The organism is Phycicoccus ginsengisoli, assembly GCF_054779295.1.
Map to the genome: position 1 here is coordinate 253,320 of NZ_BAAGYN010000002.1, position 25,253 is coordinate 278,572.

Consider the following 25,253-nt stretch of genomic DNA (forward strand, 5'->3'; position numbering starts at 1 on the left):
CTGGGATGCCCCCGCCGCCTACCGGTCGATTCTCCAGCTCGCGGACCTCAGCCCTCGTGTCGTGGGCAGTGGCCATGGGTCGCCGATGACGGGCCCCGGCACCCTTTCAGCCGTGGCTCACTTCGCCGAGCGCACGCGGCGCCGACTGCCCGGGCCTGGCCCAGGACCCCCATCATTTCAGGATCGTGATCCCGCGGAGGATCCCGGTCGGGGGCAGGCAGCCGGTGTCCGGTTCAGCGGAAGGAGGAGTCCGGTCGGGGCCTGACGCCGATGCCGTGCCACATCACCTCCTGAGCGTCGGTCGGCAATCCCTTGGCGGTCTTGACGCCGTTCGTGACCCTCGGGTAGCCCACACGCCAAAGTAGCTGCGCCTGGTAGCTGCCGAGGATCGCAAGGTGCGAAAGACACGCAGGTAGTCCCCTCCGGCTGGGGCCGCCGGGCAGACGGTTCGTGTCCCTAGCCGGGATGCTTTGAGCACACCCGATGCGGCTCAACCCCGGGACCTTGTCATTGAGACGCGAGGCGAGCGGCCACGTAGGTCCTCGTGGCGCTGTCCTCGGTCCGGGCAACGTCTTCGGGTGTGCCGGTGGCGACCACCCGACCGCCCTCGTCCCCGCCGCGCGGGCCCAGGTCGATGACCCAGTCGGCGCTGGTGATGGTGTCGAGATCGTGCTCGACCAGCACCACGGTGTTGCCGGCGTCCACCAGGAGGTGCAGCTGACGCAACAGCAGGGCTATGTCGGCGGGGTGCAGTCCTGCCCGTCGGCTCGTCGAGCAGGTAGAGAGCGTGCCCTCGACGTGCCCGTTGAAGCTCGGTCGCCAGCTTGATCCGTTGTGCCTCCCCACCGCTGACCTCGGTGGCAGGCTGGCCCAGGCGCAGGTAACCCAGCCCGACCTCATTCAGCGTGGTCAGGCTGCGCGCGGCCGCGGGGACGTCGGCCAGGAAGTCGGATGCCTCCTCGACGGACAGGGCCAGCACGTCGGCGATGTTCTTGCCGCGGTACTCGATCTCCAGCGTCTCTGGGTTGTAGCGGGCCCCGTGACAGGTCGGGCACGGTGCATAGGTGCCCGGCAGGAAGAGCAGCTCGACCGTGACGAAGCCCTCGCCCTGGCACGTCTCGCACCGCCCGTCGGCCACCTTGAACGAGAAGCGACCCGCGCCGTAACCGCGCTCACGAGCTGCCGGCGTCGCGGCATACACCTTGCGCACGGCGTCGAACAGCTCCGTATAGGTAGCCAGGTTTGAGCGCGGAGTGCGCCCGATGGGGCGCTGGTCCACGCGCACGAGCCGGTCGAAGGACTCCAGCCCGGTGGCGTCGTCGACGTCGATCTCGAGCTCGGTGTCCTCGGCGTCATCGGGGGCCTGCCCGAGGTGACGGCGCACCAGCTCGGCCAGCACCTCGGTGACCAAGGTGGACTTGCCCGAGCCCGAAACCCCAGTCACCGCAGTCTTGACGCGCAGCGGCATGTCCACCGAGAGGTTCTCGAGGTTGTGCCGGCTGATCCCGCGCAGGTGCAGCCACCTCTGGGGGGCGCGCTGGGGGCGAAGGGGGGCCTCCACCCGCCCGAGGAGGTGTGCGCTCGTCGCGGAGTCCGTCACCTGCTCGAGGCCCTCGACCGGTCCGGAGTACAGGACCCGGCCACCGCCCTCGCCGGCACCCGGGCCGATGTCGACGACCCAGTCGGCCCGACGCACGATGTCGAGATCGTGCTCGACGACGAACAGCGAGTTGCCCGAACCCTTGAGTGCCTCGAGAACCTCGAGCAACGGCGCCGCGTCGGCCGGGTGCAGCCCTGCTGACGGCTCGTCGAGGACGTACACGACCCCGAACAGCCCCGAACGCAGCTGCGTGGCGACGCGCAGGCGCTGCGCCTCGCCCGGCGACAGCGTCGTGGAGCTCCGGCCCAGCGAGAGGTAGCCCAGCCCGAGGTCGAGCAGGACCCGGACCCGCCCGACGAGGTCGGTGCACAGCCGGACCGCCACCTCGGTCGCCTCACCCGAGTCGGCCGACGACGTCGCCGCGGCAGCCTCGGGCAGCTCGGCCGCCGGCCTGAGGAGGGCAACCAGCTCGGTGAACGAGAGCGCGTTCAGCTCGGCGATGCTGAGGCCGCGGAACGTCACCTTCAGGGAGTCGGGGCGCAGTCCGGTCCCAGCGCAGTCCGGACACGGACGCTGCGCATGAAGCGCATCGCCCTGTCCCGCATCATCGGGCTCTTCGAGGTGGCCAGGACGTGATGGACGTGCGCGCGGGCGCTCCAGAACTTGCCGTGGTAGCCGTGGTCGACGCGGTCGCGCTCCGGCTTGACCAGCACCTTCGGCTGCTCGTCGGTGAACAGCAGCCACCGTCGGTCCTTCGCCTTGAGGGTCCGCCAGGGGGCCCCGACGTCGATGCCGAGGCCGGACACGATGCTGCGCAGGTTGGCACCCTGCCACGCGCCGGGCCACGCAGCGATCGCGCCCTCGCGGATGCTCAGGGAGGTGTCCGGCACCATCAGCTCCTCGCTGACGTCGTGCTCCTCCCCGAGTCCGTGGCACTTCGGACAGGCGCCGGCCACCGTGTTCGGCGAGAACGCCTCCGCCGGAAGGTGAGGCGCGCCGGCGGGCTAGGTGCCGGCGCGTGAGTAGAGCATCCGCAGCAGGTTGGACAAGGTCGTCAGAGTGCCCACGGTGGAGCGTGAGCTCGGGGCGCCGCGGCGCTGCTGCAACGCCACCGCAGGCGGCAGCCCGGTGATCTCCTGCACGTGAGGACCGCCCATCTGCTGCACCAGCCGGCGGGCGTATGGCGCGACCGACTCGAAGTAGCGACGCTGGGCTTCCGCGTAGAGCGTGCCGAACGCCAGCGATGACTTGCCCGACCCCGACACCCCGGTGAAGGCCACCATCGCGGCACGGGGCAGGTCGACATCGACATTCTTGAGGTTGTGCTCGCTGGCTCCGCGGACATGGACGAAGTGGTCGGTGGGGTCGGGGGGGCACGCCACCTGTCTAGCCGCTCCGTGGCCGCTGCGCACAACCGGTCTGACCCACGTCCTCCAAGGAGGTCGCTCCGCAACCACGTTCGGTACGCCGGCCTGCAGGTCGGCCCTCGCTTCGGGATACTCGGCTGCATGGCCGACAGGAGCATGCCCGGGGTTGTGGACCAAGCTCGCTACGCCTGGGACCGATAGGGAGGTGGGCGTTCGCGTAGGGCTGTGTGGTTGGACGGTCTCCCAGTCGTCGTATGTCCGTCGCTTCCCCGTCGTCGAGGTTCAGCACACCTTCTACGAACCGCCAGCCGACGCCGTGCTGGCGCGGTGGCGGGCCCAGGTGCCACCCAGCTTCGAGTTCACGATCAAGGCGTGGCAGGTCGTCACCCACGAGTCCGGCAGCCCCACCTACCGGCGCATGACGCGACCTCTGCCCGACAGCGCGCGGGGTCAGGTCGGAGCGTTCCGAACGACGCCCCCGGTCCTCGAGGGCTGGCAGCGGACCCTCGAGTGCGCCCGGGTGTTGCGGGCCACCGCGGTGCTGCTCCAGTGCCCGAGAAGCTTCCGCCCGACGGCGGACAACGTCGAACGGCTGCGTCGCTTCATGCTGCAGGTGGAGCGGCCGGCCGGGTCGCTGCTGTGGGAGCCCCGGGGTGAGTGGCCCACCCAGCTGCTCAGGGAGCTCTGCGGCGAGCTGGACCTTGTCCACGTCGTCGACCCGATGCAGAGCGAGACGGTCACGCCGGAGAGGACCTACTACCGGCTGCACGGCACTGGGGGCTCGCGGCACGTCCATACCGATGACGAGCTGCTCCGGCTGCGGGACCTCGTCGATGGCCGGCCGTCGCCGTACGTCATGTTCAACAACCTGCCCCGCGCAGGCGACGCAGAGCGGTTCCTCGCCCTGCTGTCCGAACGAGGTGGGTGAGCTGGCGGCGAAGTGGGTGCGCTCGACACCTGACCCTGCCCCGATAGGTCGGTGGCCAGTGCGCGCCGTGCGCCGGCACGCACGCCGGGACCAGGAATCGGAGTGAGTGAAGAAGTGAGTGACAGCGAGTGCGGGTACGAGCGCACGTCGGGGGACGGTGGGGGAGCGGTGCCTGCTCAGACAGGTCTCGAGCGCATGCCTTCGGACGCTTCGGAAGGCACGTCGGACGTGGACCGAGTCCAGAGGGAGACCCAGGCGCTGCACAAGGGCCAGGTCGTTGTCCGTCCAGTTGTCCCGCCTCGAGCTCGGGTCCTGGGTACCGGACGGCCCGCCCGCTGATGGGGACGAGGGAGGCTCGCAGCGCCCTGGCGGTGGTGCTGGCCATGGACGAGTCGGCGGCGACGGGCATGCCTGTTCGACCTCACACGGACTGACTCTCGCCGGCCGGCCTTCACGCCCCCGCGTGGGTGGGGCCCGTCGCGTGTGAGTGGGCCGTGGCGACCACTCCTGCGACCGTCGTCAGCTCCTCCTCGGTGCGTGGTCCGAACAGCATGACGAAGCCGGCGGACAGGCGGGTGCCGGCCCACGGGTGGGGGACACCCCAGCCGTGCGCGACGAGGTCCGCCGCGTGGGTGGCCGGTAGGGCGAGGTGCATGGAGCCGTCGTAGGCGGGGTGCAGGTGGGCGAACTCGCGTGCTTCGGGCACGAGGTATGCCGCGTCGGGCCCGGCGCCGCCGGGGAGGGTGAACGCGCGGGCACCCGGCACGGAAATCAGTGAGGGGCCGCCGTGCACCCCGTCGAGGGCGCTCACGCGCGCGAAGAGCCGCTCCTGCAGCTCGGGTGGTGAGTTCTGCGACTTCTGCTGCTGCGGGATGTCCCACGAGACCTCGGGGGCCGTGCCCTCGCGTCGCGGGAGCCGACCCGAGTCGAGCAGGTCCCACTGGACCTTCGCGGGGACGCCGACAGGCGCCCGGCCCTCGGTGGTGAGGTGGACGAACCGCTCGCCGAGCCACGCAGCGAGCCGCCGGACGGTCCCCACGGTCAGGCCGTGGCCGCCCGGGTCGCGACGCCCGACGGTCGGGGCGCCGGACTCGGTGTGCAGCCACGACCAGGTGCGGTCGAGCAGCTCACGAGGGATGACGTGGTCCGCCTCGCCCTGCGCCACGAACACCGGGAGGTTCGCCAGGCGACCGCGGTCGAGGGGCACACCCGCGTCGAACGGGAGCGTCCCGTAGAGGATTGCGGCCCCGACGTACCGCTCGGGGTCGGCCAGCGCGAGACCGCCGGCGAAGGCGGCGCCACCGCTGAAGCCGACGAGCACGACGGGCCGTCCGGCCGGCGCGACGCCGTCGAGCCACGCCCGGAACCACGCCATGGTCTCAGCGAGGGACGAGGCCACCGGCCGGCCGATGCCGCGGTTGGCGAACCACGCGAACCCGCCGCCCTCGGCGATCGGGGCTCGCACGGCGGCATACTCCACGCCCGCGGGTAGGTGGGACGCGAGGGCGATGATCTCCTGCTCGTGCGACCCGCGGCCGTGCAGCAGGACGACCAGAGGCGCCGACGGGTCGCCTGCTCCGTGGGTCGCGACGACCGGTGCCGGGAGGGCCGTCGGGGTGCTCATCGGGTTTCCTGCGGGACGAGCTCGGCCGCGGTGCGCACACCCGACCAGCGGGCCACCTCGCCGGCGAGGTCGAGGCGCTCGACCGGGGCCGCGTGCTCGAACTCGCCCCACGAGGCGCGGGGCAGCATCCACATGACCTCGAACTCGTTGCCGTCGGGGTCCTGGCCGTACACGCTCTTGGTGGCGCCGTGGCTGGACTCGCCGCCGAGCGCGCCGAGGCGCAGCAGGGTGCTGCGGGCCTCGACGAGCTCGTCGATCGTGTCGACCTGCCAGGCGAGGTGGTACAGCCCGAGGGCGCCCCGCGGGCGCGGCGGCTGCGGGCCCACCCCGAAGAGACCGAGGTCGTGGTGGTTGCCCGAGCGGGGGAGCCGCAGGAACGCGGCGTTCGCGCGGGGCTCCTGCGCGACGACCTCCATCCCGAAGGCCTGCTGGTAGAAGTCGAGGCTGCGCTCGAGGTCACTGACGAACAGGACGGCGTGGTTGAGCCGGACGGCGTTGGCGGTCATGGTGCGGGGGCTTCCTTCCGGGTGGTGCGGTGGTGGTGGTGTGCTGGGTCCGGGGGTCAGGCGACCACGCCGAATCCGCCGGTCCACGAGATCTTCTCGGCGGCGGCTAGGGTGATCTGGAGGAAGCCGAGGGCCTCCAGCTCGCGGGCGCGGCGCAGGGTGCCCGCGTCGATCGCCCTGAGGCCGCCGCCCGTGACGATCCCGGCGAGGGTCGCCTTGGCGTCGGCGTCGTCACCGGCGATGAGGACGGTCGTCGTGAGGTCGCCGACGGTCCCAGCGGCCAGGGTGCTCGCGAAGTTGGTGTTGAACGCCTTGAGGACCCGGGACTGCGGGAGGGCAGCGGCGAGCTCGGCGGCCGCGGAGCCGTCGGCGGGGACGGTGAGCGAGTCGAAGGTCTCGAAGTCCACCGGGTTGGTGATGTCGACGACGATGCGTCCGGCGAGCTCGCCACCGTGCCGGGCCACGACGTCGGCCAGCGCGGAGTGCGGGACGGCGAGAACGACGACGTCACCGAACCGGACGTCGGTCTCGTCCTTGCCGACGGTCGTGACGGAGTGGCCGCCACGACCGGCGACCGCGGCGATCGCCTGGCCCATGTTGCCGGTGCCGAGAATCGAGATGTGAGCCATCGGGTGCCTCCAGTAGTTGGTGGTGAGTGGTTGTCACTACAAGTAACGGTAGACGATTGAAAGTTGTTCCTTCAACTGAAGCGGCTACGCTGGAGGGCATGACGACCCGATGGCTTGACCCGCAGGAGCGGGCCGCTTGGCTGCGGCTCGCAGCCGTGCTGGAGCTGCTCCCGGCCGCCCTGGACGCCCAGCTGCGACGGGATGCGGGTGTGAGCCACTTCGACTACTTCGTCCTCGCGATGCTGTCGGAGGCCCCGGACCACACCCTGCGGATGACGTCGCTTGCCCAGCGCACGAGTGCGAGCCTGCCCCGCCTCTCGCACGTGGTCAGCAAGCTCGAGGCTCGGAACCTCCTCGAGCGGTTTCCCTGCCCGGAGGACGGTCGCGCGACCAATGCGCGGCTGACGCAGGCCGGCTGGGACCTCGTCCTGGAGACGGCGCCCGGGCATGTTGACACGGTGCGCGCGCTTGTCTTCGACCCCTTGACCTCCACGCAGGTGCGGCAGCTCGGCCAGGTCAGCCAGGCGCTGCTGAGTCGGCTCGACCCGGACGGTCGTCTTCAGGCGCTGCTCGACCAGGGGTCACCCGCGCCGGCGAATGACGACCGAGCTGCCGCGGGGGCTCGACACCTCGGGGGGTGACAGGTCTCGTTCGTCAGGAGCTGGCCGGGGCCGCGCCACCCCCCCGTGCGCAGGAGTTGGCCCGCGACGGGGTTGGCTTCGCGGGAGCTGGTTGCGGGGAGCCCGGCGGTGGTGGCCTGTTCGGGCCATGCGACCCCCGAGGCCAGGATGGCCCGTGCTGTCGATGTGCTCGGCACGTCCGGGTAGGAGGCTCAGGTGCACCGGTTCAACCCGGATCGGTAGACCGCAGAAGGAGTCACCATGCCTCTCATCGAAGTCAACGTCATCAAGGACGTGTTCACCCCCGAGCAGAAGCGTGCGATCATCGCCAGGCTCACGGCCGCGATGGTCGAGGTCGAGGGCGAGAACATGCGGCCCGTCACGTGGTGCGTCATCCGCGAGGTGGCCAGCGGCGACTGGGGGATCGCAGGCAACCCCCTGACCACGGCCGACGTGCACGCGCTCGCGGCGGGAGCAGGAGTCTGACCCTTGTCCTGAGCCCCCTCAGCCGGGAGGCTGACCGGGTGGCGACCACCGACGACTGGGGCGCGGCGCAGGCAGCCCTGCGGGCGGGCCGCTGGGCGCAGGCGGAGGAGTCATACGCCGCGCTGGCTGCCGAGAGCGCCGATCCGCGGGCCCAGGAGGGCCTTGCCCAGGTGGGCTGGTGGCGCGATGACGCGGAGACCGCCCTCGGGGCCCGCGAGGCTGCATACCGGGGCTTCCGGGCCTCGGGGGACGACCGTGGTGCCGCACGTGCGGCTGCCGCGCTCGGCTACGACTCGATGCTCTTCGGCAGGGGAGTTGCTGTCGGGCGCGGTTGGCTCTCGCGTGCGGCCGACCTGCTCGGCGACCGGGTGGATGTACCCGAGGCCGGCTGGCTCGCCGTCCGCCAGGCAGAGGTCGCGCTGAACGTCGACCACGACGCCGTTGCCGCGCTGGGGTCCGCGACCCGGGCACAGGAGGTCGGGCACGCCGTCGCGGACGGTGAGCTCGTGATCGTCGGGAGGGCCCTGGCAGGCCTCGCTCGCGTGCGGCTCGGTGACGTGGAGGGAGGGATGTCCCTGCTCGACGCTGCGGTCGCGGCAGCCACCGCGGACGATGTCGAGGACCTGATGTGGATGGGCAAGATCTGCTGCTGGTTGATCAACGCCTGCCAGGAGACCCACGACCTCGGTCGCGCCGCCGACTGGTGCGCCCGGGTCGAGGACATCTGCGTGCAGAGGGAGCTGGCGCCGCTGTTCGCCGTCTGCCGCACGCAGTACGCCTCGATCCTGCTCGCGGCAGGCAACTCGCAGGAGGCCGAGTCCACCCTGGTGGACGTGTTGGCGCGGCTCCAGGGATCGCGCCGGATGAGCCGGCTCGACGCGGTGGCCCAGCTGGGCGAGCTGCGCCGCCGGCAGGGTCGGCTGGGCGAGGCGGAGGAGCTGCTCCGGCAGGCGGGCTACCGACCGGCCGCCGTGACCAGCCTGGCCCAGCTCCGGCTCGACGACGGCGACGCCACGCGCGCGTGGTCCACCATCGCCGAGCTGCTCCGGTCGGTCGCTCCCGAGCAGCTGCTCGAGCGGGTCGGTGCCCTTGCGGTGGCGGTCGTGGCCGGCGCAGCCGCGGGGGAGCTGGACGGTGCGCGCGCGGCCGCCGAGGAGCTGCGCAGCATCGCGGCACGCGTGCGGACCCCGGCATTCCTGGCGTATGCCGATGCGGCTGCGGCCCGGTTGGCCGGTGAGGACGTTGCCGTCGAGCTGTGGCAGGACGCCGTGCGCGGCTTCCACCTCGCCGGGTTGGCCTTCGACGAGGCGGACTCCCGGCTCGAGCTCGCCGCCGCGTTGCGCGTACGCGGCCAGGAGGTGGCGGCGCGTGAGCAGGAGGCGGCGGCCCGGACGGTGCTCTCGCCACTGCGCGGCGCCACCGGGAAGGGACCCGGGGGTCCGGGGCTCACCGAACGACAGTCCGAGGTGCTGCGGCTCATCGCGCACGGGCTGAGCAACGCCGACATCGCAACGCGGCTGCACCTGAGCGAGCACACCGTGCACCGCCACGTCGCCAACATCTACGCCACCCTCGACCTGGGCTCGCGCGCCGCCGCTGCCGCCTATGCGGTCAGCCACGGTCTGAGCTGAGGCACTCGCTCAGTGGATGCATCTCGAGGCTGCATCTCACCTCAGCCAGGCGAGTGCAGCGACGACGAGCGCCTCCGTCCCGGTGTCCAGGGTCGGCTGCACCACGGGCGCGAACGCGGGGGAGTGGTTGACCGGGATGTCCTGGGAGACGCGACCCGCCTGCTCGGCGGCTCGGTAGGCCGCCGGGTCGGTCCCGCCGATGCCCCAGTAGGCGTACGGGACGCCGAGGGCCGTCGGGATGTCGCTGAAGTCCTCGCTGGCGCTCTGCAGCGCCAGCTCTCCGGCGCGGGACCCGAAGTGGGCGACGAAGGCGTCGTTCACGCGCCGGGTCACCGCGGCGTCGTTGGTGGTGGCCGGGAAGCGGTCGAAGAGCTCGAACTCCGGATCCTTCGGGCTGCCGGACGCCTGGCACTCGGCGACGACGATGCGTCGGACCGCGTCCAGCACCGTGGTGCGGGTCGCGTCGTCGTAGGTCCGCACGTTGAGCTCGAGCACCGCGCTGTCCCCGATGACGTTGCTCTTGGTGCCGGCGTGGATGCTGCCCACGGTCAGGACCGCGGTCTGGGTCGGGGCGACCTCGCGGGACACGACGGTCTGGAGCCGGATCACGATCATCGCCGCGAGCACGACCGGGTCCACCGATGCCTGCGGCATCGAGCCGTGGGCGCCGCGTCCGTGCACGGTGATCCGCATGCTGTCGGCTGCGGACAGCACCGGGCCGGAGCGCGTACCGACGCTCCCGGCGACGCCCGGCAGGACGTGCTGCGCGAGGGCGACGTCAACGGTCCCGACGACCTCGACGAGGGAGTCCTCGACCATCCGCCGGGCGCCGTCGCCGAGCTCCTCGGCCGGCTGGAAGACGGTGACCAACGTCCCGGACCACGCGTCACGGTGGGAGGCCATGAGCGTGGCTGCGCCGAGGAGGCACGTGACGTGGACGTCGTGCCCGCACGCGTGCATGACCGGCACCTCGGCTCCCGTGGCGTCCGTGCCGGTCACCGTGCTGGCGTATGGCAGGCCGGTCGCCTCGCGCACGGGGAGCGCGTCCATGTCGGCGCGGAGCAGGACGCTCGCGCCGTCACCGTTGCGCAGCACCCCGACGACCCCGGTGCCGCCGACGTGCTCGGTCACCTCGAAGCCTGCGTCGCGAAGGCGTCCCGCCACCGCGTCCGCGGTCCGGTGCTCCTGGTGGGACAGCTCCGGGTGGCTGTGGAGCTCCCGGTAGAAGTCCTCCTGCCAGGCACGGACGGTGGGCAGGTCGGTGAGGACGACGGTTGCCGAATCGTTGTGGGCCACGAGTACCTCCAAGGGGTGGGACGGTCGAGTGGGGCCGGCGTCAGGACAGGACCACCGGTCAGGAGGGCATTGCCGAGGAGGGGCCGGTCTCGGGCGGGTCGCCCCCTGCTGGGTCGGTCGCGTGAGTCGTGTGGTGTCGCTCGGCTCGCCGGCGCAGGGCGCCGGGGGACCGGAGCCTCGGGCGCCGGCGGACGACCTGTGTCGGGGACCAGGCGTCTGCAGCCGGAAGGATCCAGCCCCGCCAGCGGGCCGCCAGGCACAGCCCGGCGCCGGCGAGGAGCCCGACCACGGATCCGGCGGTGGGGTGGCCGGCCCTGCTGAGCGCCACGAGCGCGCCGGCTCCGAGCAGGGCGGCCGTGGCGTACAGCGTGTTGCCCCCCAGGACGCCGGGAACGCGGCGCAGCACCACGTCACGGACGGCGCCGCCACCGACGGCGGTGATGGTGCCCAGCAGGATCGCCGGGAGCCAGCCGAGGCCCGCGTCCAGGGTCTTCTGGGCGCCGGCGGTGGCCCAGCAGCCGAGGGCCACCGCGTCGACCACGGGCCACACCCGGTCCCAGGTCTGCCCCTGGACCCGCAGCAGGTAGCTCACCGCCGCGCCCAGGAAGGCCGTGAGCAGATAGGCGTAGTCGGTGAGGGCGATCGGTGGGCCGTGCTGGAGCAGGACGTCGCGCAGGATGCCGCCGCCCAGCCCGGACAGGACCGCGAGGGTGGCGAAGCCGACCAGGTCGAGCCGCTCCCGTCGGGCGATCACGCCACCCAGCAGGGCGTTTCCGAGCACGCCGGTGAGGTCGAGCACGCGGAAGACCTCACCCACGCCCTGGCTCTGCACGCACCCAGCATCCCCTTCCCGACCGGACGGCGCGACCTCACGGGTGCGTCCGCGACGACGCCAGGTGGTCGCCCGCGCTGGACAGGTCGGCGCGCCCGAAATGGTCCGATCTGTGGGGCATGGGACTGGCATGATGCCCCGATGGGGACCGCGCTGCTCAACGTGCTGCTGTTGCCGGTCCAGCTCATCACGGTGCTCGTGGTCGGTGTCCTCATCCGGCGCCTGCTCGGGGTCCGGGTCGGCCTGGTCCGCATGGTGCTGGCCGGCATCGTGGCCCTGTGGGTGGCCGGCAGCGTCCTGTCGGCCACCGTGGGCGTCCCGGCGGCGGAGGGCACCGACTCCGCGTCCGCGTTCCTCGCCCTGCTCCTGTCCGCAGGAGCCGGCAGCCTGGTGGCGATGGTGCTCCTGGTCCTCGCCGAGGTCCTGGTCCCGGAGGGCTCGCTGCCGGGGCCGGTGGAGCTGTGGCGGGGATGGCGTGGCCGGGTCGAGCGTGCCCGGCGCTACGGGCAGATCACCCGCATCGCCACCCGGCACGGCCTCGGGAGGTTCCTGCGCGGCCGGTGGCACGCGGGCGTCGACAGCTCCAGCTCGCGCCGCCAGCTCGCGCGCTCGCTGCGGATGGCCCTCGAGGACGGCGGTGTCACCTTCGTCAAGCTCGGCCAGCAGCTGTCGACGCGTCGCGACCTCCTCCCGGAGGAGTTCGTCGAGGAGCTCGCCCGCCTCCAGGACTCGGCCGCCCCCGTTCCCTGGCCGGTCCTGGAGCCTTCCCTGGCCGGCTACCTGGGGCGTCCGGTGGCGCAGGTGTTCGCCACCGTGGACCCCGAACCGATGGCTTCGGCGTCGGTGGGGCAGGTGCACGCGGCCCGGCTGGTGGACGGCAGCGAGGTCGTGGTCAAGCTGCAGCGCCCGGGGATCACGGAGACGGTGGAGCGGGACCTCGACATCCTCGGCCGCCTGGCGCGGACGTTGGAGTCGCGCACCGAGTGGGGACGAAGCCTCGGGCTCCGGGACCTGTCCTCGGGCTTCGCCTCGTCGCTGCGCGAGGAGCTCGACTTCACCACCGAGGTCGACAACATGCGCACGGTCACGGCCGCCCTGCCCGCCGGTGGGCGCGACGGCATCCGCGTGCCGGTCCCGAGGGTCGACCTCAGCGGTCGCCGGGCCCTCGTCATGGAGCGGATGCGGGGCACGCCACTGCCCGCTGCCCAACCGGTCCTTCAGGGTCTCGGCGACCGGGTGCGCCGGCGCTCGGCCGGTCGGCTGCTCGAGGCGGTGCTGGACCAGGTGCTGGTCCACGGCATCTTCCACGTCGACCTGCACCCGGGCAACGTCCTGGTGGACGACCGGGGGACGTTGGAGCTGCTGGACTTCGGCTCGGTGGGCCGTCTCGACGCCAGCACGCGCACCGCAGTCGCGGGGCTCCTGCTCGCGTTGGGCCGTGGTGACTCCCGCACGGCCACGGACGCCCTGCTCGAGCTGGTCGACGCGCCGGAACAGGTGGACCACCGGGAGCTCGAGCGGTCCCTCGGGCAGCTCCTCGTGCGGTATGCCGCGCCGGGGGCGGGCAAGGGCGCGGACGCCTTCACCGGGCTGTTCCGGCTCGTCATGGCCCACCGGTTGCGCATCCCGCCCGAGGTCGCCGCCGTGTTCCGCGCGGTCGCCACGGTCGAGGGCACGCTGACCCTCATCGACCCCGACTTCGACCTGGTCGCCGAGACGCGGCGCAGCGGCCAGGACCGGGTGGGCGCCGCAGTCCATCCCGGGCAGCTGCGGCGGACCGTGGAGGACGACCTGCTCGCCGCGCTGCCGGTGCTGCGACGACTGCCCCGGCGGGCCGAACGCATCGCCGACTCCCTGGAGCACGGGCGCCTGACCACCAACGTGCGCCTGTTCGCCGACCCGGCGGACCGCCGCTGGGTCACCCGGCTCGTGCACCAGGGCCTGCTCACGGCGCTCACCGGGATCGCGGGGCTGATGGCCACGCGTCTGCTGGGCGTCACCGGTGGCCCGCGCCTCACCGGGACGACAGAGCTCTACGACGTCCTCGGCTACGGCCTGCTCATCGTCGCGAGCGTCCTGGCGCTCCGGGTGCTGGTCGTGGTGTTCCGTCACCCGCCGGACTAGTCACCCGCTCTCACCACGGCCGCGGGCGGAGCACGGTGCCCGACGCTGTGGCCGGCCGTGTCGGTGCCGCCGGTGGATCAGGGCGAGGCCAGCTCGAGGCCGTCGCGGACCCGCTCGCTGATCTCGTCGAGGTCGCGCAGCCGCTCGACCGCCTCGGTGACGGCAGCCTCGTCCTGGCGCTCGCGCGCCCGCAGGAGGGTTGCCCAGGCCTGGGCGACCTCGTCGGCCAGGGCGGTGGTGAAGGCGCTCACTCGGGGGACTCCTCTGTCTCGGTGGGGGTTCCGGTGCGACGGATGATGGCGCCCGCTCCGTACGGGACCTCGGCGAACAGCTCTGCGAGCACCTGGTCGGGATCGCGGTCGACCAGCTCGGCAGGGGACTGCAGGGCGTGGGACAGGGCCGCAGGCTGGGCCTCGAGCACGGAGGAGGAGACCAGCAGGAGGAGCTCGTCCCGCTCCAGGGCGACGAGCTCGCGCCCCCCGGGCTCGCCGGGGGCGGTCCGACAGCCGGACCGTGCCACGAGCAGGGCCGGCGGGGCGTCACGGGTGACGACCATGACGTTCCCGTCCCTGGTGCAGGCCACGGCAGTGAAGCCGGGGCTGTTCTCGACCGAGCTCGGCGCGTCGGCCACCACCACCTCCGCAAGGCCGCGGCGCCGGGCCGTGCCCGCCACGCCGCCGGGCTGCTCGACCGCCCACACGGTCCAGTCGCCGACCCCCCGGGTCGTGCGCACCATGGTCGAGCCGACCAGCCGCAGGGTCACGACGCGCCCCGGTCGTCCGCGCCGAGCAGCCCGCAGCGACGCAGGACGTCGCGGTTCGCCGGCCTGGCCCCGTGCACGGTGAACTCGACGCCGGCCCGGGTGCAGCTGCGCTTGGCCCACAGCAGGGCGGCGACCGCGCTCGAGGACGGACGGCTCAGCGCGGACACGTCGACGACGACTCGATGGGTCCGCGTGAGCAGCACCTCGGCCACGGTCGATCGCAGCCCGAGCAGGTCGTGGGCCAGCGAGGCCTCCCGCAGCGCGGCACGCCGCGCCTGGGCCGCGGAGTCGCCGATCGTCGTCATGGCCAGTCCTTGCGCATGCTCCGAGCGTGCCGGGCGGGTGTGACGACCACCGGTGCGAGTTCTTTGCGGTTGGATGACGAATGCAGTCCTCGGCGCCGCCGGTGGGCCGGCGCAGCCGACGCGCTGGCAGAATGTGGGCAATGGCCGCCACGTTGCTCGTGCTCGAGGACGACGAGGGGATCCGCAGCTCCCTGTGCCTGGCCCTGGAGGCCGAAGGGTACGAGACGGTGGGCTTCGGCCTCGCCGAGGAGGCGCTCGCCGAGCTGCCGCGCCTGTCCGTCGACCTCATGCTGGTCGACCTCATGCTCGGCGAGATGGACGGGTTCACCTTCGTCCGGGAGGTGCGCCAGCGCAGTGACGTACCGATCATCGTGGTCAGCGCGCGCGCCGACACCCACGACATCGTGGCGGCGCTCGAGTCGGGGGCCGACGACTACGTGACCAAGCCGTTCCAGGTCAAGGAGGTCTCCGCGCGGCTGCGCGCCCTGCGCCGGCGCCCGCCCGCGCTGGCGCGCTCGGCGGACGCGGAGCCCGAGGCGGTGGTCCTCGACGCCACCGACGGTCCGCTCGTCCTGGACTGGGGCGCCGGGGTGGTCCGGCGCGGCCGCGAGGACATCCACCTGACCTCGACCGAGTTCCGGCTCCTCTGCGAGCTCACCCAGCCGACCGGCCGCGTGCTGAGCCGGCAGGTCCTGCTGGAGCGGGTGTGGGAGCGCGACTACTTCGGCGACGAGCGGATCGTGGACGTCCACATCCGCCGGCTGCGCACCAAGATCGAGCGCGATCCCGGTCGTCCCGCGCTGCTGGTCACCGTCCGCGGCCTGGGCTACCGGTTCGACCCGCGGTGACGTGGGTCGCCAACCCCCGGGGCTGCGCACCCGGATCACCCTGGCCTTCGGCGGCCTGGCTCTGGCTGTGTCGGTGACCCTCGCGTTGGGCACCTACCTCACGGCGCGCCACTACCTCGTCGCCCAGCGCGAGCACGCGGCAGCCAGGCAGGCCTTCGTCGATGCCTCCTTCGTCCGCGAAGGGCTCCTCACGGCCGGGGCCCGGGTGGACGACGTCCTCGGGTCCACCTCACCGCCGGCCGGTGCCGTCCTGGTGCTGCACCGGGGCGGGGAGTGGTACTCCTCGTCCCTCGGCGCCGGGCGGGAGGTCGTCCCCGCCGACCTGCGCCGAGCCGTCGCGGCCGGTGCTGCCGCGAGCAGCTGGTCCCGCGCGGACGACGGCGGTCCGGCCGTGGCGGTCGGGACCCCACTCACCGCCGTCGACGCGGAGTTCTTCGAGGTCGCGCCGGCACGGGAGCTCTCCTCCACCCTCGACACCCTGCGCCTGGCGCTGGCCGCCTTCGCCGTGCTGACCACGGTCGGCGGGGCGCTCATCGGACGCGCGGCCGCCCGTCGGGTGGTCGCCCCGCTCGACGGCATCGCCACCGCGTCCGCGCGGATCGCCGGCGGCGACACCGGTGCCCGGCTGGCGAGCACCAGGGACCCGGACCTCAGCGTCATCGTCGGGTCGTTCAACGCCATGGTGGAGGCGCTCCAGGAGCGGTTGGAGCGCGATGCCCGGTTCGCCGCCGACGTGGCCCACGAGCTGAGGTCACCGGTCACGGCGATGATGACGACCGTCGACGTCCTCGAGCAGGCGGGGACGGGCGCCGTCCACCGGGGCCGGTCGGTGCAGCTCCTCCGGCGGGAGGTGGACCGCCTCAGCCGCGCGCTCGAACAGCTGCTCGCCCTGGGCCGCCTCGAGGCGGGCGTCGACGTGGGCCACCGGGAGCCGCTCGACCTCGTGGAGCTGGCCACCAACACCCTCCTGCAGACCCGGCGCCCGGCCGACCTGCTGAGGGCCGGTGACACCGGCCTCGTGGTGGACGGGGACAAGGCGGGCTTGCACCGCACCCTCGTGAACCTCCTCGACAACGCCGACATCCACGGGGCCGGCGCGACGGCGGTGGTGGCCGGTCGAGAAGGTCCGTGGGCCGTCCTGGCCGTCGACGACGCCGGGCCGGGTGTCCCGACGGGGGAGCGCCGGCGCATCTTCGAGAGGTTCGCCCGGTCGGGCTCGCGGGCCTCCCGGCCCGGGACCGGGCTGGGGCTGAGCCTGGTGGCCGAGACCGCCAGGTCGCACGGGGGCGACATCCACTGCGAGGAGTCCCCGGAAGGTGGCGCCCGCTTCGTCCTCCGGCTGCCCCTCGACGTCCATGCGGCGCAGGACCCCGGGGACGGGGTGGCACGGTGAGCCGGCGGCGCCGGGCGGCGGCTGTCCTCGCGGTGGTCACGGTCCCGTTCTGGGCCGGCCTGCTCGGCGCCTGTGGGGCGCCCGTGCACGGCGCGCCGGTGACGATCACGAAGGTGCCGTACGACCTCACCCGTCCCACGACGCCGGCGACCGCTGCTCCGGAACCCGGGGGCGCTGCCCGGCCGTCCGTCTACCTCGTCCGCGGCCAGGTGCTGGTGCCCGTGCGGGCGCGGAGCCGGCAGCCCACCGACCCGGCCGCCGCCGTCGCGGAGGTGCTGGGCCAGCTGACCGAGGGGCCGTCCGAACAGGAGCGGCAGGCCGGCCTGTCCACCGCCCTCGGTCCGGGCACCGCGATCCGGCTGACCGCGCTCGAGGGGGGTGTCGCGAAGGTCGACGTCGCCGCGGGCGACCAGGTGCCGGCCGCGTCGCGGGTCCCGCTGGCCGTGGCCCAGGTCGTGCTCAGCGTCACCTCCGTGCCGGGTGTCGACTCGGTGCTGGTGACCCGCGACGGTGAGGCGGTCGAGCTGCCCCTCCCGGGGGGCGCCCTCACCGCCTCACCCGTGACCGCCCAGGACTACGCCTCGCTCGTGGGCGCCGCCCGGTCCTCGACGCCATGACGCGATGACGCCGTGACGCCGACGACCCGGCGCCACGGGCGCCGGGTCGTCGGGTCGTCGGGCTCCGAGGACCCCCTGCGGTCCCCGGAGCCCGATCACCCCGCCGCGGGCCGGGTCGCGAGGACCTCCGGCAGGCCGGTCGGCTGCCCGTACCGCTGAGCCAGCTCCTCGCGGTCCGGCTGGAGCCCGAGGTCCTCGATCTCGCTGGCCACGGCGGCCACCACGGCCTCGGGCTCGGCGTCGGGGGTCCGCGACTCGCCTCGGAGCTGGGCGGCGACCACCGCGTGAGCGGTGTCGGACCCCAGGCGGTGGTTGGGCTTGAGCTGGACGACGGTTCCGTGCGACATCGGGTCAGCCTCCTGTCGCGATCGACAACGGGTGGTGAGGGCGGAGCACGACACTGGGCTCGGCCCTCGTCTCCACCTTGGCCGCCCCACATGACGACCCGGTGGTCGAGCACTTTGCAGTTGTGTGTCGACCGACTGGGTGGGTCGTCGGACCTCCTGCTCCCGGGCGAGCTCACCGAGGGTCGATCGGGGTGAGGGCGCCCACCGCGTCCTGCAGCTGCTCGGCCGCCTCGAGGCAGAGGTCCTCCCGGAACCGTCGTCCGATGACCTGCACGACCTGCGGCAGGCCGCCGACCACGCCGACCGGGACCGCGACGGCCGGCAGCCCCAGCGCGTTGACGGCCATCGCCATGCGCATGTCGCGCACGGTGCGGGCGACGGCTCCGGCGTCGAGGTCGCTCCCGGCGAGGAACGGCGGCTGCGTGCAGATCGGCGCGACCACGAGCGGGTGGTGCTCCTGGAACTCGCCCCACGACCGGGCCAGCGACGAGCGCGTGAGGTATGCCGCGCCGGGCAGGCTCGCGTGCTGCGCAGCCACCAGGGCGAACTGCTCGAGGAACCGCCGGGCCTTGTCGGGGAGGGCGGGGAACTGGGCCTCCACCGCCCCGGGTGGGGCTGCGCCGAGGTCGAGCAGGTCGAGCAGGAGCATCCCCGCGCGGTCCACGTCCGGCGGCTCCAGGACGTCCACGGCATACCCCCGGTCCGCGAGGACGGACCCCGCGAGGTGGACCCCCTCGCTGACGCTCGACGCGGTCCCCAGCCCCGCCGGGTCGGGGACGATCGCCACCCGGACGGGTCCCACGGGGAGTGGGCCCTCCAGGGGCGCGGGGACGGACCAGGGGTCGCGCCACGACGCCCCGGCGAGCACGGCCAGCGCTGCCCGGAGGTCGCGGACGTCCCGGGCGAGCGGCCCCTGCACCGAGGTCAGCTGGACCCCGATGGGCCAGTCGCCGGGACCCACGCTGCTCGCGTCGGGGATCCGCCCGAGCGAGGGCTTCAGCGCCGTGACACCACAGCACTGGGCCGGCCAGCGCAGCGAGCCGAGGGTGTCGTTGCCGAGCCCGAGCGGGCTCATGCCGGTGGCGAGGGCGACGGCCTCGCCACCGCTGGAGGCGCCCGGGGTGCGGACGGGTCCCAGGGGTTGACCGTCTCGCCCCAGAGCTCGCTGTCGGTGTGCCACCGCAGGGCGTAGGTGGGCAGGTTGGTCCGGCCGAGGGGGATCGCGCCGGCCGCCCGGAGGCGCTCGACCACCGGCGCGTCACGGGTCGGGTAGGCGTCGGCGAGGGCCCGGGCCCCCTGGGTCGTCGGGGTGCCGACGAGGTCGATGTTCCCCTCCACGGTGAAGGGCACCCCGTGCAGCGGCGGGAGCTCGCCCCCGCGCGCGGTGACCCGGTCGGCGGCGCCGGCCGCCGCGAGCGCCTGCTCGTCCCACCGGGCCACGACGGCGTTCACGGCCGGGTTGACCGCGTCGATGCGCTGCAGGTGGGCCTCGACGACCTCGCGGGCGGAGACCTGGCGCGAGCGGATCGCCGCCGCCAGACTCGTCGCCCCCAGACGCCACAGGTCCGTGGGCAGGCTCTCGGTGGTGGTCACGGCATACCTCCTCGGTGCTCGGCCGGACGCGGGACGTCACCACGCCACCGGCGGAGGAGGGGCGGGGGCAGGGCCGAAGGACCCGCCGGCCCGGGACGCCTGCCCTGCCCCGGGCGTAGGGTCCCGGCATGGTGGAGCAGGGGGAGGGCGGCGACGTCCGGCAGTTCATGGAGACGTTCACCGGGCTGGTCCGGCGGATGCTTGACGAGCTGGGCGACGGACCGCCGGGGGAGACCCTGACGGAGGTGCTGTCGGGCCACCTCGGGGCCCCGGCGGACGAGCTGTCGGTCGTGACCGAGACGGTGCCCGTGCACCGCGTCGTGGACGCCGACCTGGCGCTGGCCGAGCTCGCCGGCGAGGACGCGGACGCCCAGGTCGTCGGCATCGGTGGGGGTGACGCCCGGCACCACATGACCCTGACCGACCTCCTGCACACGGGGTGGGGCCGGCACCGCGGCATGCCGGTGGGCCAGGTCGACTACGTCCGCCTCGACACGGGTCCTGCCCCGGAGGACACCCGAGACGTGGTCGCCTCGGGCGTGTGGCTGTTCCGGTACGACGACCGCCCCGTCGCCGTGCGGGTGTGGGGGGCCAACCGCCAGTTCGGCAGGGAGGATGCGGCCCTGGAGCTGCTCTCCGCCGACGCGGGGACGTCGCGAGCCGTCCTGGACCGGGTGCGCGCGCTCATGGACCTGCGCAGCGTCCTGCGCGGCAAGGTCGTCACCCTCGCCGTCGACCCGTTCGGGCGCGGGATGGGCGGCGTCACCTTCGTGCCGAGGCCCACCCTGACGCGACAGGATGTGATCCTGCCGGCCGGGCGCCTGGCGAAGGTCGAGGACCACGTCCTCGGCATCGGCCGGCACGGCGAGGAGCTGCGGGGCCACGGCCAGCACCTCAAGCGCGGCGTCCTGCTCTACGGCCCACCCGGCACCGGCAAGACCCACACCGTGCGCTACCTCGTGAGCCAGTGCCCGGGGACCACGGTCGTGCTGCTGGCCGGCGGGGCGCTCGCGCACATCCACAGCGCGGCCAAGGTGGCCCGCGCCCACCAGCCGGCGCTGGTCGTCCTCGAGGACTGCGACCTCGTCGCGGAGGACCGGGGCCTGTCGTTCGGGCCGACCCCGCTGCTGTTCGAGGTGATGGACGCCCTCGACGGGCTGGACCCCGACGCCGACGTCGCCTTCCTGCTCACGACGAACCGGGTGGAGGCGCTCGAGAGCGCCCTCGCCCAACGCCCGGGGCGTGTCGACCTGGCGGCCGAGGTCCCGTTGCCGGACGAGGTGGGTCGCCTCGAGCTGCTCCGGCTGTATGCCGGTGACCGCTTCTCCGACGGGGCGCTCGCCGACGCGGCCGCCAGGGCCGAGGGGACCACGGCGTCGTTCGCGAAGGAGCTGGTCCGGCGGGCCGTCCTGCGGGCCACCCTGGCGGGGACGCCGGTCGCCGACGCGCACCTGGCGCAGGCCCTCACCGAGCTGCTGGCGGACGCCGAGAGCATGACCCGGAGCCTGCTGGGCGTCGCCCGTCCCGCGAGCCCGGACCGGAGGGGAGGTGGCAACGGGCAGGCGCCCGGTCCCGGTCGACCGCAACCCGGCCGATCGGAACCCCGCTGACCGGCCCCGGCCGACCGCAACCCGTCCGACCGGAACGGGGCTGACCGAACCCCGGTCGAGCGAAACCCGGCTGGCCGAAAACGGTCACCGAGCCGGTGGCTCGCCACTACGCTGTGCGGCACCGGCGTCCGGGGCCGGTGGGCGCTGCCGACCGCACGACAGCAGGGACAGGGGACGTCGTCGATGGGGTGGTCTCCGGCGCGCAGCGCCACGCAGCGCCGGGCGCTCGCCATGGTCCTCCTCGGGACGGTCGTCGCGACGGCGACGGCTGCGCTGCCCGCAGCGCCCGCCTGGGCCCAGGATGCCGTCGTGACCATCGTCGGTCCGGGCGCAGGGTCGACCGTGCGCGGTGACGTGCCCGTCCACGTGCACCTCGTCGCCCCGGACGCCGAGACCCTCACGCGGCTCGACGTCCAGATCGGCAGTGCGCACACGAGCGTGTCGCTGGACGCCGGCACGACGCCGTCCTGCGCGGTCGAGTGCGACCTCACGGTGGTGGTCCCCCCCGGTGGCTGGTCGCCCCCTGACGACGCCGGGGCGCCCACGTACGACCCGGACGGCTCCGTCCTGCTCACCGCCTCCGTCACCGCGAGCTCGTCCCTGACCTGGTCCGACACGCGGGCCCTCACCCTCGACAACGACCGGCCCGCCGTGACCGTGCTGGACCTGCCACCGGTTTCCGGAGCCGTCGACGACGTGATGGGCCTGTCCGCGGGGCAGGCCCTGGACCTCCGGGCCGACACCGCGACCACCGGCGGCCCCGAGGTCACGTCGGTCCAGCTCACCGTGCCGTGGGCGGCGTCGGCCGGCCGTCCGGGCACCGTCGCCCTGGCGCGTGGGGCCGACGGGCACTGGACCGGCCGGCTCGACACCTCCGCCTACCCGGAGGGGTACTTCACCGGGTGGCTCGTCGCGCTCGACGCCGACGGGACCGCCAGCCCGGCGGTGCGGGTCCCCTTCGTCGTCGACCGCGGGCTGCGCCTGGCCTTCCTGCCACCACCGCTCGTGCACGCCGGCGCTACCGAGCTCGCCGTCACCGCGGCCGCCGAGGGCAAGCCGACCACCTGGCCCGTGTCGTACCAGCTGCGGGTCGACGCGAGGACCGTGGCCGCGGCGTCGGGATCCGAGCTGTGGCAGCACCCGATGTCCTGGGCCCGCGTGCTGCCGCCAGTGGACCTGCCCAACGGGCCGCACCGGGTCGGGTGGGTGGTGCTCGACAACCGGGGCGCCACCTCCGTGGTGGAGACCGACGTGACTCTGAACGCCGGTCCCACCGTCACGGTCAGCCCGTCGTCGGCAGTGCGGGGGCAGGCGCTCGACGTCACCGTCGGGCTCGCCGCGGTGACCGGCGCGACGGTCCGGTCGTGGCAGCTCGAGGCGACGGCGCCCTCCGGCCGCCGGGTGGTGCTGACCTCGGCCGACTGCCCGCAGTCGTGCCCGCAGTCGCGCCTCGTGCGGGTCCCGACGTCGTTCGACCAGACGGGCAGGTGGACCCTCCGGGTCACCGCCACCGACTCCTTCGGTGCGGTGCGCGACACCAGCCGGGCGCTGACCGTCGTGGCCGCGTCCGCGACCCGCCTGGCCTCGTCGAGGTCGTCGCTCACCTACGGCTCCTCCGTCCGGCTCACGGCGACCGTCTCCCGTGACGGGGCACCGCTCCCCGGTGCCTTCGTGAGCCTGCAGTTCCGCCGCAGCGGCTCGTCCGCGTGGTCGACCCGGGCCACCGGCACCACGAGCTCCACGGGCTCGGTGTCCTGGACCACGACCCCCACCGGCTCGGGCTCCTGGCGGGCGGTCACCGCGGCGCGGGCCGGGGGGTGGGCGGGCTCGTCCAGCAGCTCTGCCGCGGTGGGGGTGCGCGCGCGGGTGCGCCTGGTGTCGGCTCCGTCGACGGTGTGGCACCGCAGCCCCACCACCTGGCGGTGGGACGCCGACCCCGCCGAGTCCGGCGTCCGGCTGATCGTGCAGGTGCGCCGTCCCGGGGGTGCCTGGACCACCGTGGCGAGGCCGGTCGTGTCGAGCAGCGGCGCCGCGTCGGCGAGGCTGACCTTCGCCACGCGGGGGACCTGGTACGTGCGTGCCGTGCGCCCCGGCACCACGCGGGTGGCCTCCGGCCAGTGGTCCGCGACCCGCTGGGTGCGCTGACGGCTGCTGCGCGGCGAGGCGCTGGCGGCGCCTGTCCGCGAAACGCCTCCGGGTTGGCGCCCGTCGGGACGCGGCAGGTACCGGGGCCTCAACGCCCGGCGACGACGATCCGGGTCCCGGTGCTGCGCAAGTGGTCGGCGGTCGCCCGGTCCGGATCGGTGTCCGTGACGAGCGTGGTGATCCGGTCGTGCGGGCAGAGCAGGACCGGCGCCGTCATGGCGAACTTGGTGTGGTCCGCCAGGAGCACCACCTGGTCGGCGACGTCGATGAGGGCGAGCTTGGTCGGCCGCTCCCGGTCGGTGGCGACGTAGACGCCGCGCTCGTCCACGGCCGCCGCGCCCAGGAACAGTGTCGACACGCGCAGCCCGTGCGCCGCGTCGACGGTCATCTGCCCGGTGAAGGCCTGGCTCTCGTGGAGCAGCTCGCCGCCGAGGCCGACGACGGTGCCGCGGCCCCGGTTGAGCAGCAGCTGGATCACCGGGACGGAGTGCGTGACCACGGTGCCGCCGAAGGAGTGGGAGAGGGCCTGGGCGAGGGCGTACGTCGTGGTCCCGGCATCGATGGCGATGGTGTCGGTGTCGGCGACCAGGCCGAGTGCCGTCTCGGCGATGGCCTTCTTCGCGGCCGCGCCCCTCCTGGAGCGGCTGACGAAGGCCGGGTCGTGCATCGGTCCGTGCAGCGCGCTGACCCCACCGTGGACGACCCGGACCGACCCCTGCTGCTCGAGCTTGCGCAGGTCGCGGCGCACCGTCATGTCCGAGACGCCCAGGTCCTGGGTCAGGCTGGTCACCGGGACGAAGCCGCTCTCGCGCAGCCGCTCCATGATCACGCGCCGTCGCTGGGGTGCGCTGTCGTAGCGCATCGCCTCCTGGCCCATGCCACACACCCCTTCCCCGTGCGAGGCGACCTGCACCGCGCCGGGCTCTCTGTGAAGACCAGCGCGAACCGATGGTGCCTCGAGTGAAGAATAGATCACATCGTCTGTTGACTTTCCAACATTGATTGTTAGTCTAGCAACAACCGCAGCACGACGTCAGCGTGGACGTCCCGCCTCCAGGAGATGGCATGCCGCACACCGCAGTCCCCGGCCCCACGGCCCCGCCGGTCGTCTTCGTCGGGGCGGCCACCATGGACTCGATCGTCCTCGTCAACGGGTACCCGGGACCCGACGAGCGGGTGGTCGCCGAGGACCTCGTCTTCGCCGGTGGGGGCCCGGCGGCCACGGCGGCCGTCGCCGCTGCCCGACTGGGAATCGACGCCGCGTTCGTGGGGACCCTCGGAGACGACGAGGACGGCCAGCGGATCCTCGAGGACCTCGCCGCCGAAGGGGTGGACGTCACCGGCGTCACCCGCGTGCCCGGGGCGCGGTCGGCCGCGAGCGTCATCGTCGTCGACGCCCTTTGTGGGACGCGGGCGATCTGCAACCGCCCCGGCCCCGGGGTCGACCTCGCCCGCGGCGCCGAGCTCGTGCGCGGGGCGCAGTGGGTGCACACCGACCACGTCGGGTGGTCCGCCGTGTCGCGGCTCCTCGACCTCACGGCCACCGCGCGCCCCAGGGTGTCGGTGGACGCGGGCAACCCCATCCCCGACTTCACGCCCGCGGGGGTGGACTTGTACGTCCCCACCGTCGAGGCGCTGCGCCGGACCTACGGCGAGGGGTCGACGACGGAGGCACTGCTCGAGGCAGCACTGCGGGACGGCGCGCGCCGGGTCGTGGCGACCGACGGCAGCCGCGGCTCCTTCGCCTCCGACGCCGGCGGGGCGTCCGCCCACGCCCCCGGCGTACCCGTCGACGTGGTCAGCACCCTGGGCGCCGGCGACGTCTTCCACGGCGCCCTGGTCGCCGCCCACGTGCGCGACCTGTCCCTCGACGACGCCCTGGAGTACGCCAACCAGGTCGCTGCCCTCTCCTGCCTCGGTCTCGACGGCAGGTCCGCCATCCCCACCCACGACGACGTCACCGCCCGGCTGCGCGCCCGCACCGCCTGA

Annotated in this window: 21 protein-coding genes and 2 pseudogenes; 11 read left to right on the plus strand and 12 right to left on the minus strand. The window is 73.7% G+C overall.

Annotated elements, in window-relative coordinates:
- Positions 1-507 precede the first annotated feature (507 nt).
- Positions 508-2,982 (minus strand): annotated as a pseudogene (gene uvrA / locus ACYVDO_RS03825) (excinuclease ABC subunit UvrA).
- A 190-nt stretch (positions 2,983-3,172) separates the two neighbouring features.
- Between uvrA and ACYVDO_RS03830 the strand changes: the two are divergent.
- Complete coding sequence (locus ACYVDO_RS03830) at positions 3,173-3,895, plus strand: DUF72 domain-containing protein (RefSeq protein ID WP_460932899.1); 723 nt, start codon at positions 3,173-3,175, stop codon at positions 3,893-3,895.
- A 451-nt stretch (positions 3,896-4,346) separates the two neighbouring features.
- Here ACYVDO_RS03830 and ACYVDO_RS03835 read toward each other — a convergent pair whose 3' ends face one another.
- Genes ACYVDO_RS03835 through ACYVDO_RS03845 form a run of 3 tightly spaced genes read right to left on the minus strand, consistent with a single transcriptional unit; the run spans position 4,347 to position 6,654 of the window.
- Entirely contained in the window at positions 4,347-5,519 is a 1,173-nt protein-coding gene (locus ACYVDO_RS03835; RefSeq protein ID WP_460932900.1) for a luciferase domain-containing protein, read from the minus strand.
- A complete protein-coding gene (locus ACYVDO_RS03840; RefSeq protein WP_460932901.1) occupies positions 5,516-6,025 on the minus strand; it encodes a VOC family protein in 510 nt (169 codons plus the stop codon). Before ACYVDO_RS03840 ends, ACYVDO_RS03835 begins: the two co-directional genes overlap by 4 nt.
- Before the next feature lie 56 nt (positions 6,026-6,081).
- Positions 6,082-6,654: an NADPH-dependent F420 reductase gene (locus tag ACYVDO_RS03845; protein ID WP_460932902.1), complete on the minus strand. Its 573-nt coding sequence runs from the start codon at positions 6,652-6,654 to the stop codon at positions 6,082-6,084.
- Positions 6,655-6,752: 98 nt separating this feature from the next.
- Here ACYVDO_RS03845 and ACYVDO_RS03850 point away from each other — a divergent pair, with 98 nt between their 5' ends.
- The 3 genes from ACYVDO_RS03850 (at position 6,753) to ACYVDO_RS03860 (ending at position 9,391) form a co-directional block, all read left to right on the plus strand.
- Complete coding sequence (locus tag ACYVDO_RS03850; RefSeq protein ID WP_460932904.1) at positions 6,753-7,295, plus strand: MarR family winged helix-turn-helix transcriptional regulator; 543 nt, start codon at positions 6,753-6,755, stop codon at positions 7,293-7,295.
- 240 nt (positions 7,296-7,535) lie between these two features.
- Positions 7,536-7,760, plus strand: coding sequence for a tautomerase family protein (locus ACYVDO_RS03855; protein WP_460932906.1), 225 nt, complete (start codon positions 7,536-7,538; stop codon positions 7,758-7,760).
- A gap of 38 nt (positions 7,761-7,798) precedes the next feature.
- The gene (locus ACYVDO_RS03860) at positions 7,799-9,391 is read left to right on the plus strand and encodes a helix-turn-helix transcriptional regulator (protein ID WP_460932908.1); all 1,593 of its coding nucleotides are present in this window, start codon (positions 7,799-7,801) and stop codon (positions 9,389-9,391) included.
- Between the two features lie 36 nt (positions 9,392-9,427).
- Here ACYVDO_RS03860 and ACYVDO_RS03865 read toward each other — a convergent pair whose 3' ends face one another.
- Positions 9,428-10,687 carry an amidohydrolase gene (locus ACYVDO_RS03865; RefSeq protein ID WP_460932910.1) on the minus strand — a complete coding sequence of 420 codons (1,260 nt, stop codon included), beginning with the start codon at positions 10,685-10,687 and terminating at the stop codon, positions 9,428-9,430.
- Between the two features lie 58 nt (positions 10,688-10,745).
- Positions 10,746-11,519 (minus strand): trimeric intracellular cation channel family protein, encoded by a 774-nt coding sequence (locus tag ACYVDO_RS03870; RefSeq protein ID WP_460932912.1) that lies wholly within the window; start codon positions 11,517-11,519, stop codon positions 10,746-10,748.
- 141 nt (positions 11,520-11,660) lie between these two features.
- Between ACYVDO_RS03870 and ACYVDO_RS03875 the strand changes: the two genes are divergently transcribed.
- The gene (locus tag ACYVDO_RS03875) at positions 11,661-13,643 is read left to right on the plus strand and encodes an ABC1 kinase family protein (protein WP_460932914.1); all 1,983 of its coding nucleotides are present in this window, start codon (positions 11,661-11,663) and stop codon (positions 13,641-13,643) included.
- 77 nt (positions 13,644-13,720) lie between these two features.
- On the opposite strand, the gene ACYVDO_RS03880 is transcribed toward ACYVDO_RS03875, so the two are convergent.
- From ACYVDO_RS03880 to ACYVDO_RS03890, 3 genes are read right to left on the minus strand one after another with little or no spacing between them, the layout of a single operon-like run.
- Positions 13,721-13,894 carry a hypothetical protein gene (locus ACYVDO_RS03880; protein WP_460932916.1) on the minus strand — a complete coding sequence of 58 codons (174 nt, stop codon included), beginning with the start codon at positions 13,892-13,894 and terminating at the stop codon, positions 13,721-13,723.
- Positions 13,891-14,406, minus strand: coding sequence for a hypothetical protein (locus ACYVDO_RS03885; protein WP_460932918.1), 516 nt, complete (start codon positions 14,404-14,406; stop codon positions 13,891-13,893). The genes ACYVDO_RS03880 and ACYVDO_RS03885 overlap by 4 nt, the downstream gene beginning before the upstream one ends.
- Complete coding sequence (locus ACYVDO_RS03890; protein ID WP_460932920.1) at positions 14,403-14,711, minus strand: STAS domain-containing protein; 309 nt, start codon at positions 14,709-14,711, stop codon at positions 14,403-14,405. Before ACYVDO_RS03890 ends, ACYVDO_RS03885 begins: the two co-directional genes overlap by 4 nt.
- Before the next feature lie 140 nt (positions 14,712-14,851).
- On the opposite strand from ACYVDO_RS03890, the gene ACYVDO_RS03895 reads away from it, so the two are divergent.
- The 3 genes from ACYVDO_RS03895 to ACYVDO_RS03905 are packed head-to-tail and all read left to right on the plus strand — an operon-like array spanning position 14,852 to position 17,569.
- Entirely contained in the window at positions 14,852-15,559 is a 708-nt protein-coding gene (locus tag ACYVDO_RS03895; RefSeq protein WP_460932922.1) for a winged helix-turn-helix domain-containing protein, read from the plus strand.
- A 1-nt stretch (position 15,560) separates the two neighbouring features.
- A complete protein-coding gene (locus ACYVDO_RS03900; RefSeq protein WP_460932924.1) occupies positions 15,561-16,952 on the plus strand; it encodes a sensor histidine kinase in 1,392 nt (463 codons plus the stop codon).
- Entirely contained in the window at positions 16,949-17,569 is a 621-nt protein-coding gene (locus tag ACYVDO_RS03905; RefSeq protein WP_460932926.1) for a GerMN domain-containing protein, read from the plus strand. The genes ACYVDO_RS03900 and ACYVDO_RS03905 overlap by 4 nt, the downstream gene beginning before the upstream one ends.
- Positions 17,570-17,664: 95 nt before the next feature.
- On the opposite strand, the gene ACYVDO_RS03910 is transcribed toward ACYVDO_RS03905, so the two are convergent.
- Positions 17,665-17,916, minus strand: coding sequence for a hypothetical protein (locus tag ACYVDO_RS03910; RefSeq protein ID WP_460932928.1), 252 nt, complete (start codon positions 17,914-17,916; stop codon positions 17,665-17,667).
- Positions 17,917-18,088: 172 nt separating this feature from the next.
- Positions 18,089-19,509, minus strand: a pseudogene (locus tag ACYVDO_RS03915) (amidase).
- A 128-nt stretch (positions 19,510-19,637) separates the two neighbouring features.
- Between ACYVDO_RS03915 and ACYVDO_RS03920 the strand changes: the two are divergent.
- Both ACYVDO_RS03920 and ACYVDO_RS03925 read left to right on the plus strand, forming a co-directional pair.
- Positions 19,638-21,119 (plus strand): AAA family ATPase, encoded by a 1,482-nt coding sequence (locus ACYVDO_RS03920; RefSeq protein ID WP_460932930.1) that lies wholly within the window; start codon positions 19,638-19,640, stop codon positions 21,117-21,119.
- A gap of 183 nt (positions 21,120-21,302) precedes the next feature.
- Entirely contained in the window at positions 21,303-23,264 is a 1,962-nt protein-coding gene (locus ACYVDO_RS03925; protein WP_460932932.1) for a hypothetical protein, read from the plus strand.
- An 88-nt stretch (positions 23,265-23,352) separates the two neighbouring features.
- Here the strand turns inward: ACYVDO_RS03925 and ACYVDO_RS03930 are convergent, their stop codons facing one another.
- On the minus strand, positions 23,353-24,141 hold the full coding sequence (locus tag ACYVDO_RS03930; RefSeq protein ID WP_460932934.1) for a DeoR/GlpR family DNA-binding transcription regulator: 789 nt from the start codon (positions 24,139-24,141) through the stop codon (positions 23,353-23,355).
- A 188-nt stretch (positions 24,142-24,329) separates the two neighbouring features.
- Between ACYVDO_RS03930 and ACYVDO_RS03935 the strand changes: the two genes are divergently transcribed.
- Positions 24,330-25,253 (plus strand): carbohydrate kinase family protein, encoded by a 924-nt coding sequence (locus ACYVDO_RS03935; protein WP_460932936.1) that lies wholly within the window; start codon positions 24,330-24,332, stop codon positions 25,251-25,253.

What these genes read in the sequence shown, in the direction of transcription:
- ACYVDO_RS03845 (WP_460932902.1), bottom strand. Translation starts at nt 6,654, where the DNA reads ATGGCTCACATCTCGATTCTCGGCACCGGCAACATGGGCCAGGCGATC.
- ACYVDO_RS03850 (WP_460932904.1), top strand. Translation starts at nt 6,753, where the DNA reads ATGACGACCCGATGGCTTGACCCGCAGGAGCGGGCCGCTTGGCTGCGG.
- ACYVDO_RS03925 (WP_460932932.1), top strand. Translation starts at nt 21,303, where the DNA reads ATGGGGTGGTCTCCGGCGCGCAGCGCCACGCAGCGCCGGGCGCTCGCC.
- ACYVDO_RS03920 (WP_460932930.1), top strand. Translation starts at nt 19,638, where the DNA reads ATGGTGGAGCAGGGGGAGGGCGGCGACGTCCGGCAGTTCATGGAGACG.
- ACYVDO_RS03895 (WP_460932922.1), top strand. Translation starts at nt 14,852, where the DNA reads ATGGCCGCCACGTTGCTCGTGCTCGAGGACGACGAGGGGATCCGCAGC.
- ACYVDO_RS03935 (WP_460932936.1), top strand. Translation starts at nt 24,330, where the DNA reads ATGCCGCACACCGCAGTCCCCGGCCCCACGGCCCCGCCGGTCGTCTTC.
- ACYVDO_RS03875 (WP_460932914.1), top strand. Translation starts at nt 11,661, where the DNA reads ATGGGGACCGCGCTGCTCAACGTGCTGCTGTTGCCGGTCCAGCTCATC.
- ACYVDO_RS03835 (WP_460932900.1), bottom strand. Translation starts at nt 5,519, where the DNA reads ATGAGCACCCCGACGGCCCTCCCGGCACCGGTCGTCGCGACCCACGGA.
- ACYVDO_RS03910 (WP_460932928.1), bottom strand. Translation starts at nt 17,916, where the DNA reads ATGTCGCACGGAACCGTCGTCCAGCTCAAGCCCAACCACCGCCTGGGG.
- ACYVDO_RS03840 (WP_460932901.1), bottom strand. Translation starts at nt 6,025, where the DNA reads ATGACCGCCAACGCCGTCCGGCTCAACCACGCCGTCCTGTTCGTCAGT.
- ACYVDO_RS03890 (WP_460932920.1), bottom strand. Translation starts at nt 14,711, where the DNA reads ATGACGACGATCGGCGACTCCGCGGCCCAGGCGCGGCGTGCCGCGCTG.
- ACYVDO_RS03930 (WP_460932934.1), bottom strand. Translation starts at nt 24,141, where the DNA reads ATGGGCCAGGAGGCGATGCGCTACGACAGCGCACCCCAGCGACGGCGC.
- ACYVDO_RS03855 (WP_460932906.1), top strand. Translation starts at nt 7,536, where the DNA reads ATGCCTCTCATCGAAGTCAACGTCATCAAGGACGTGTTCACCCCCGAG.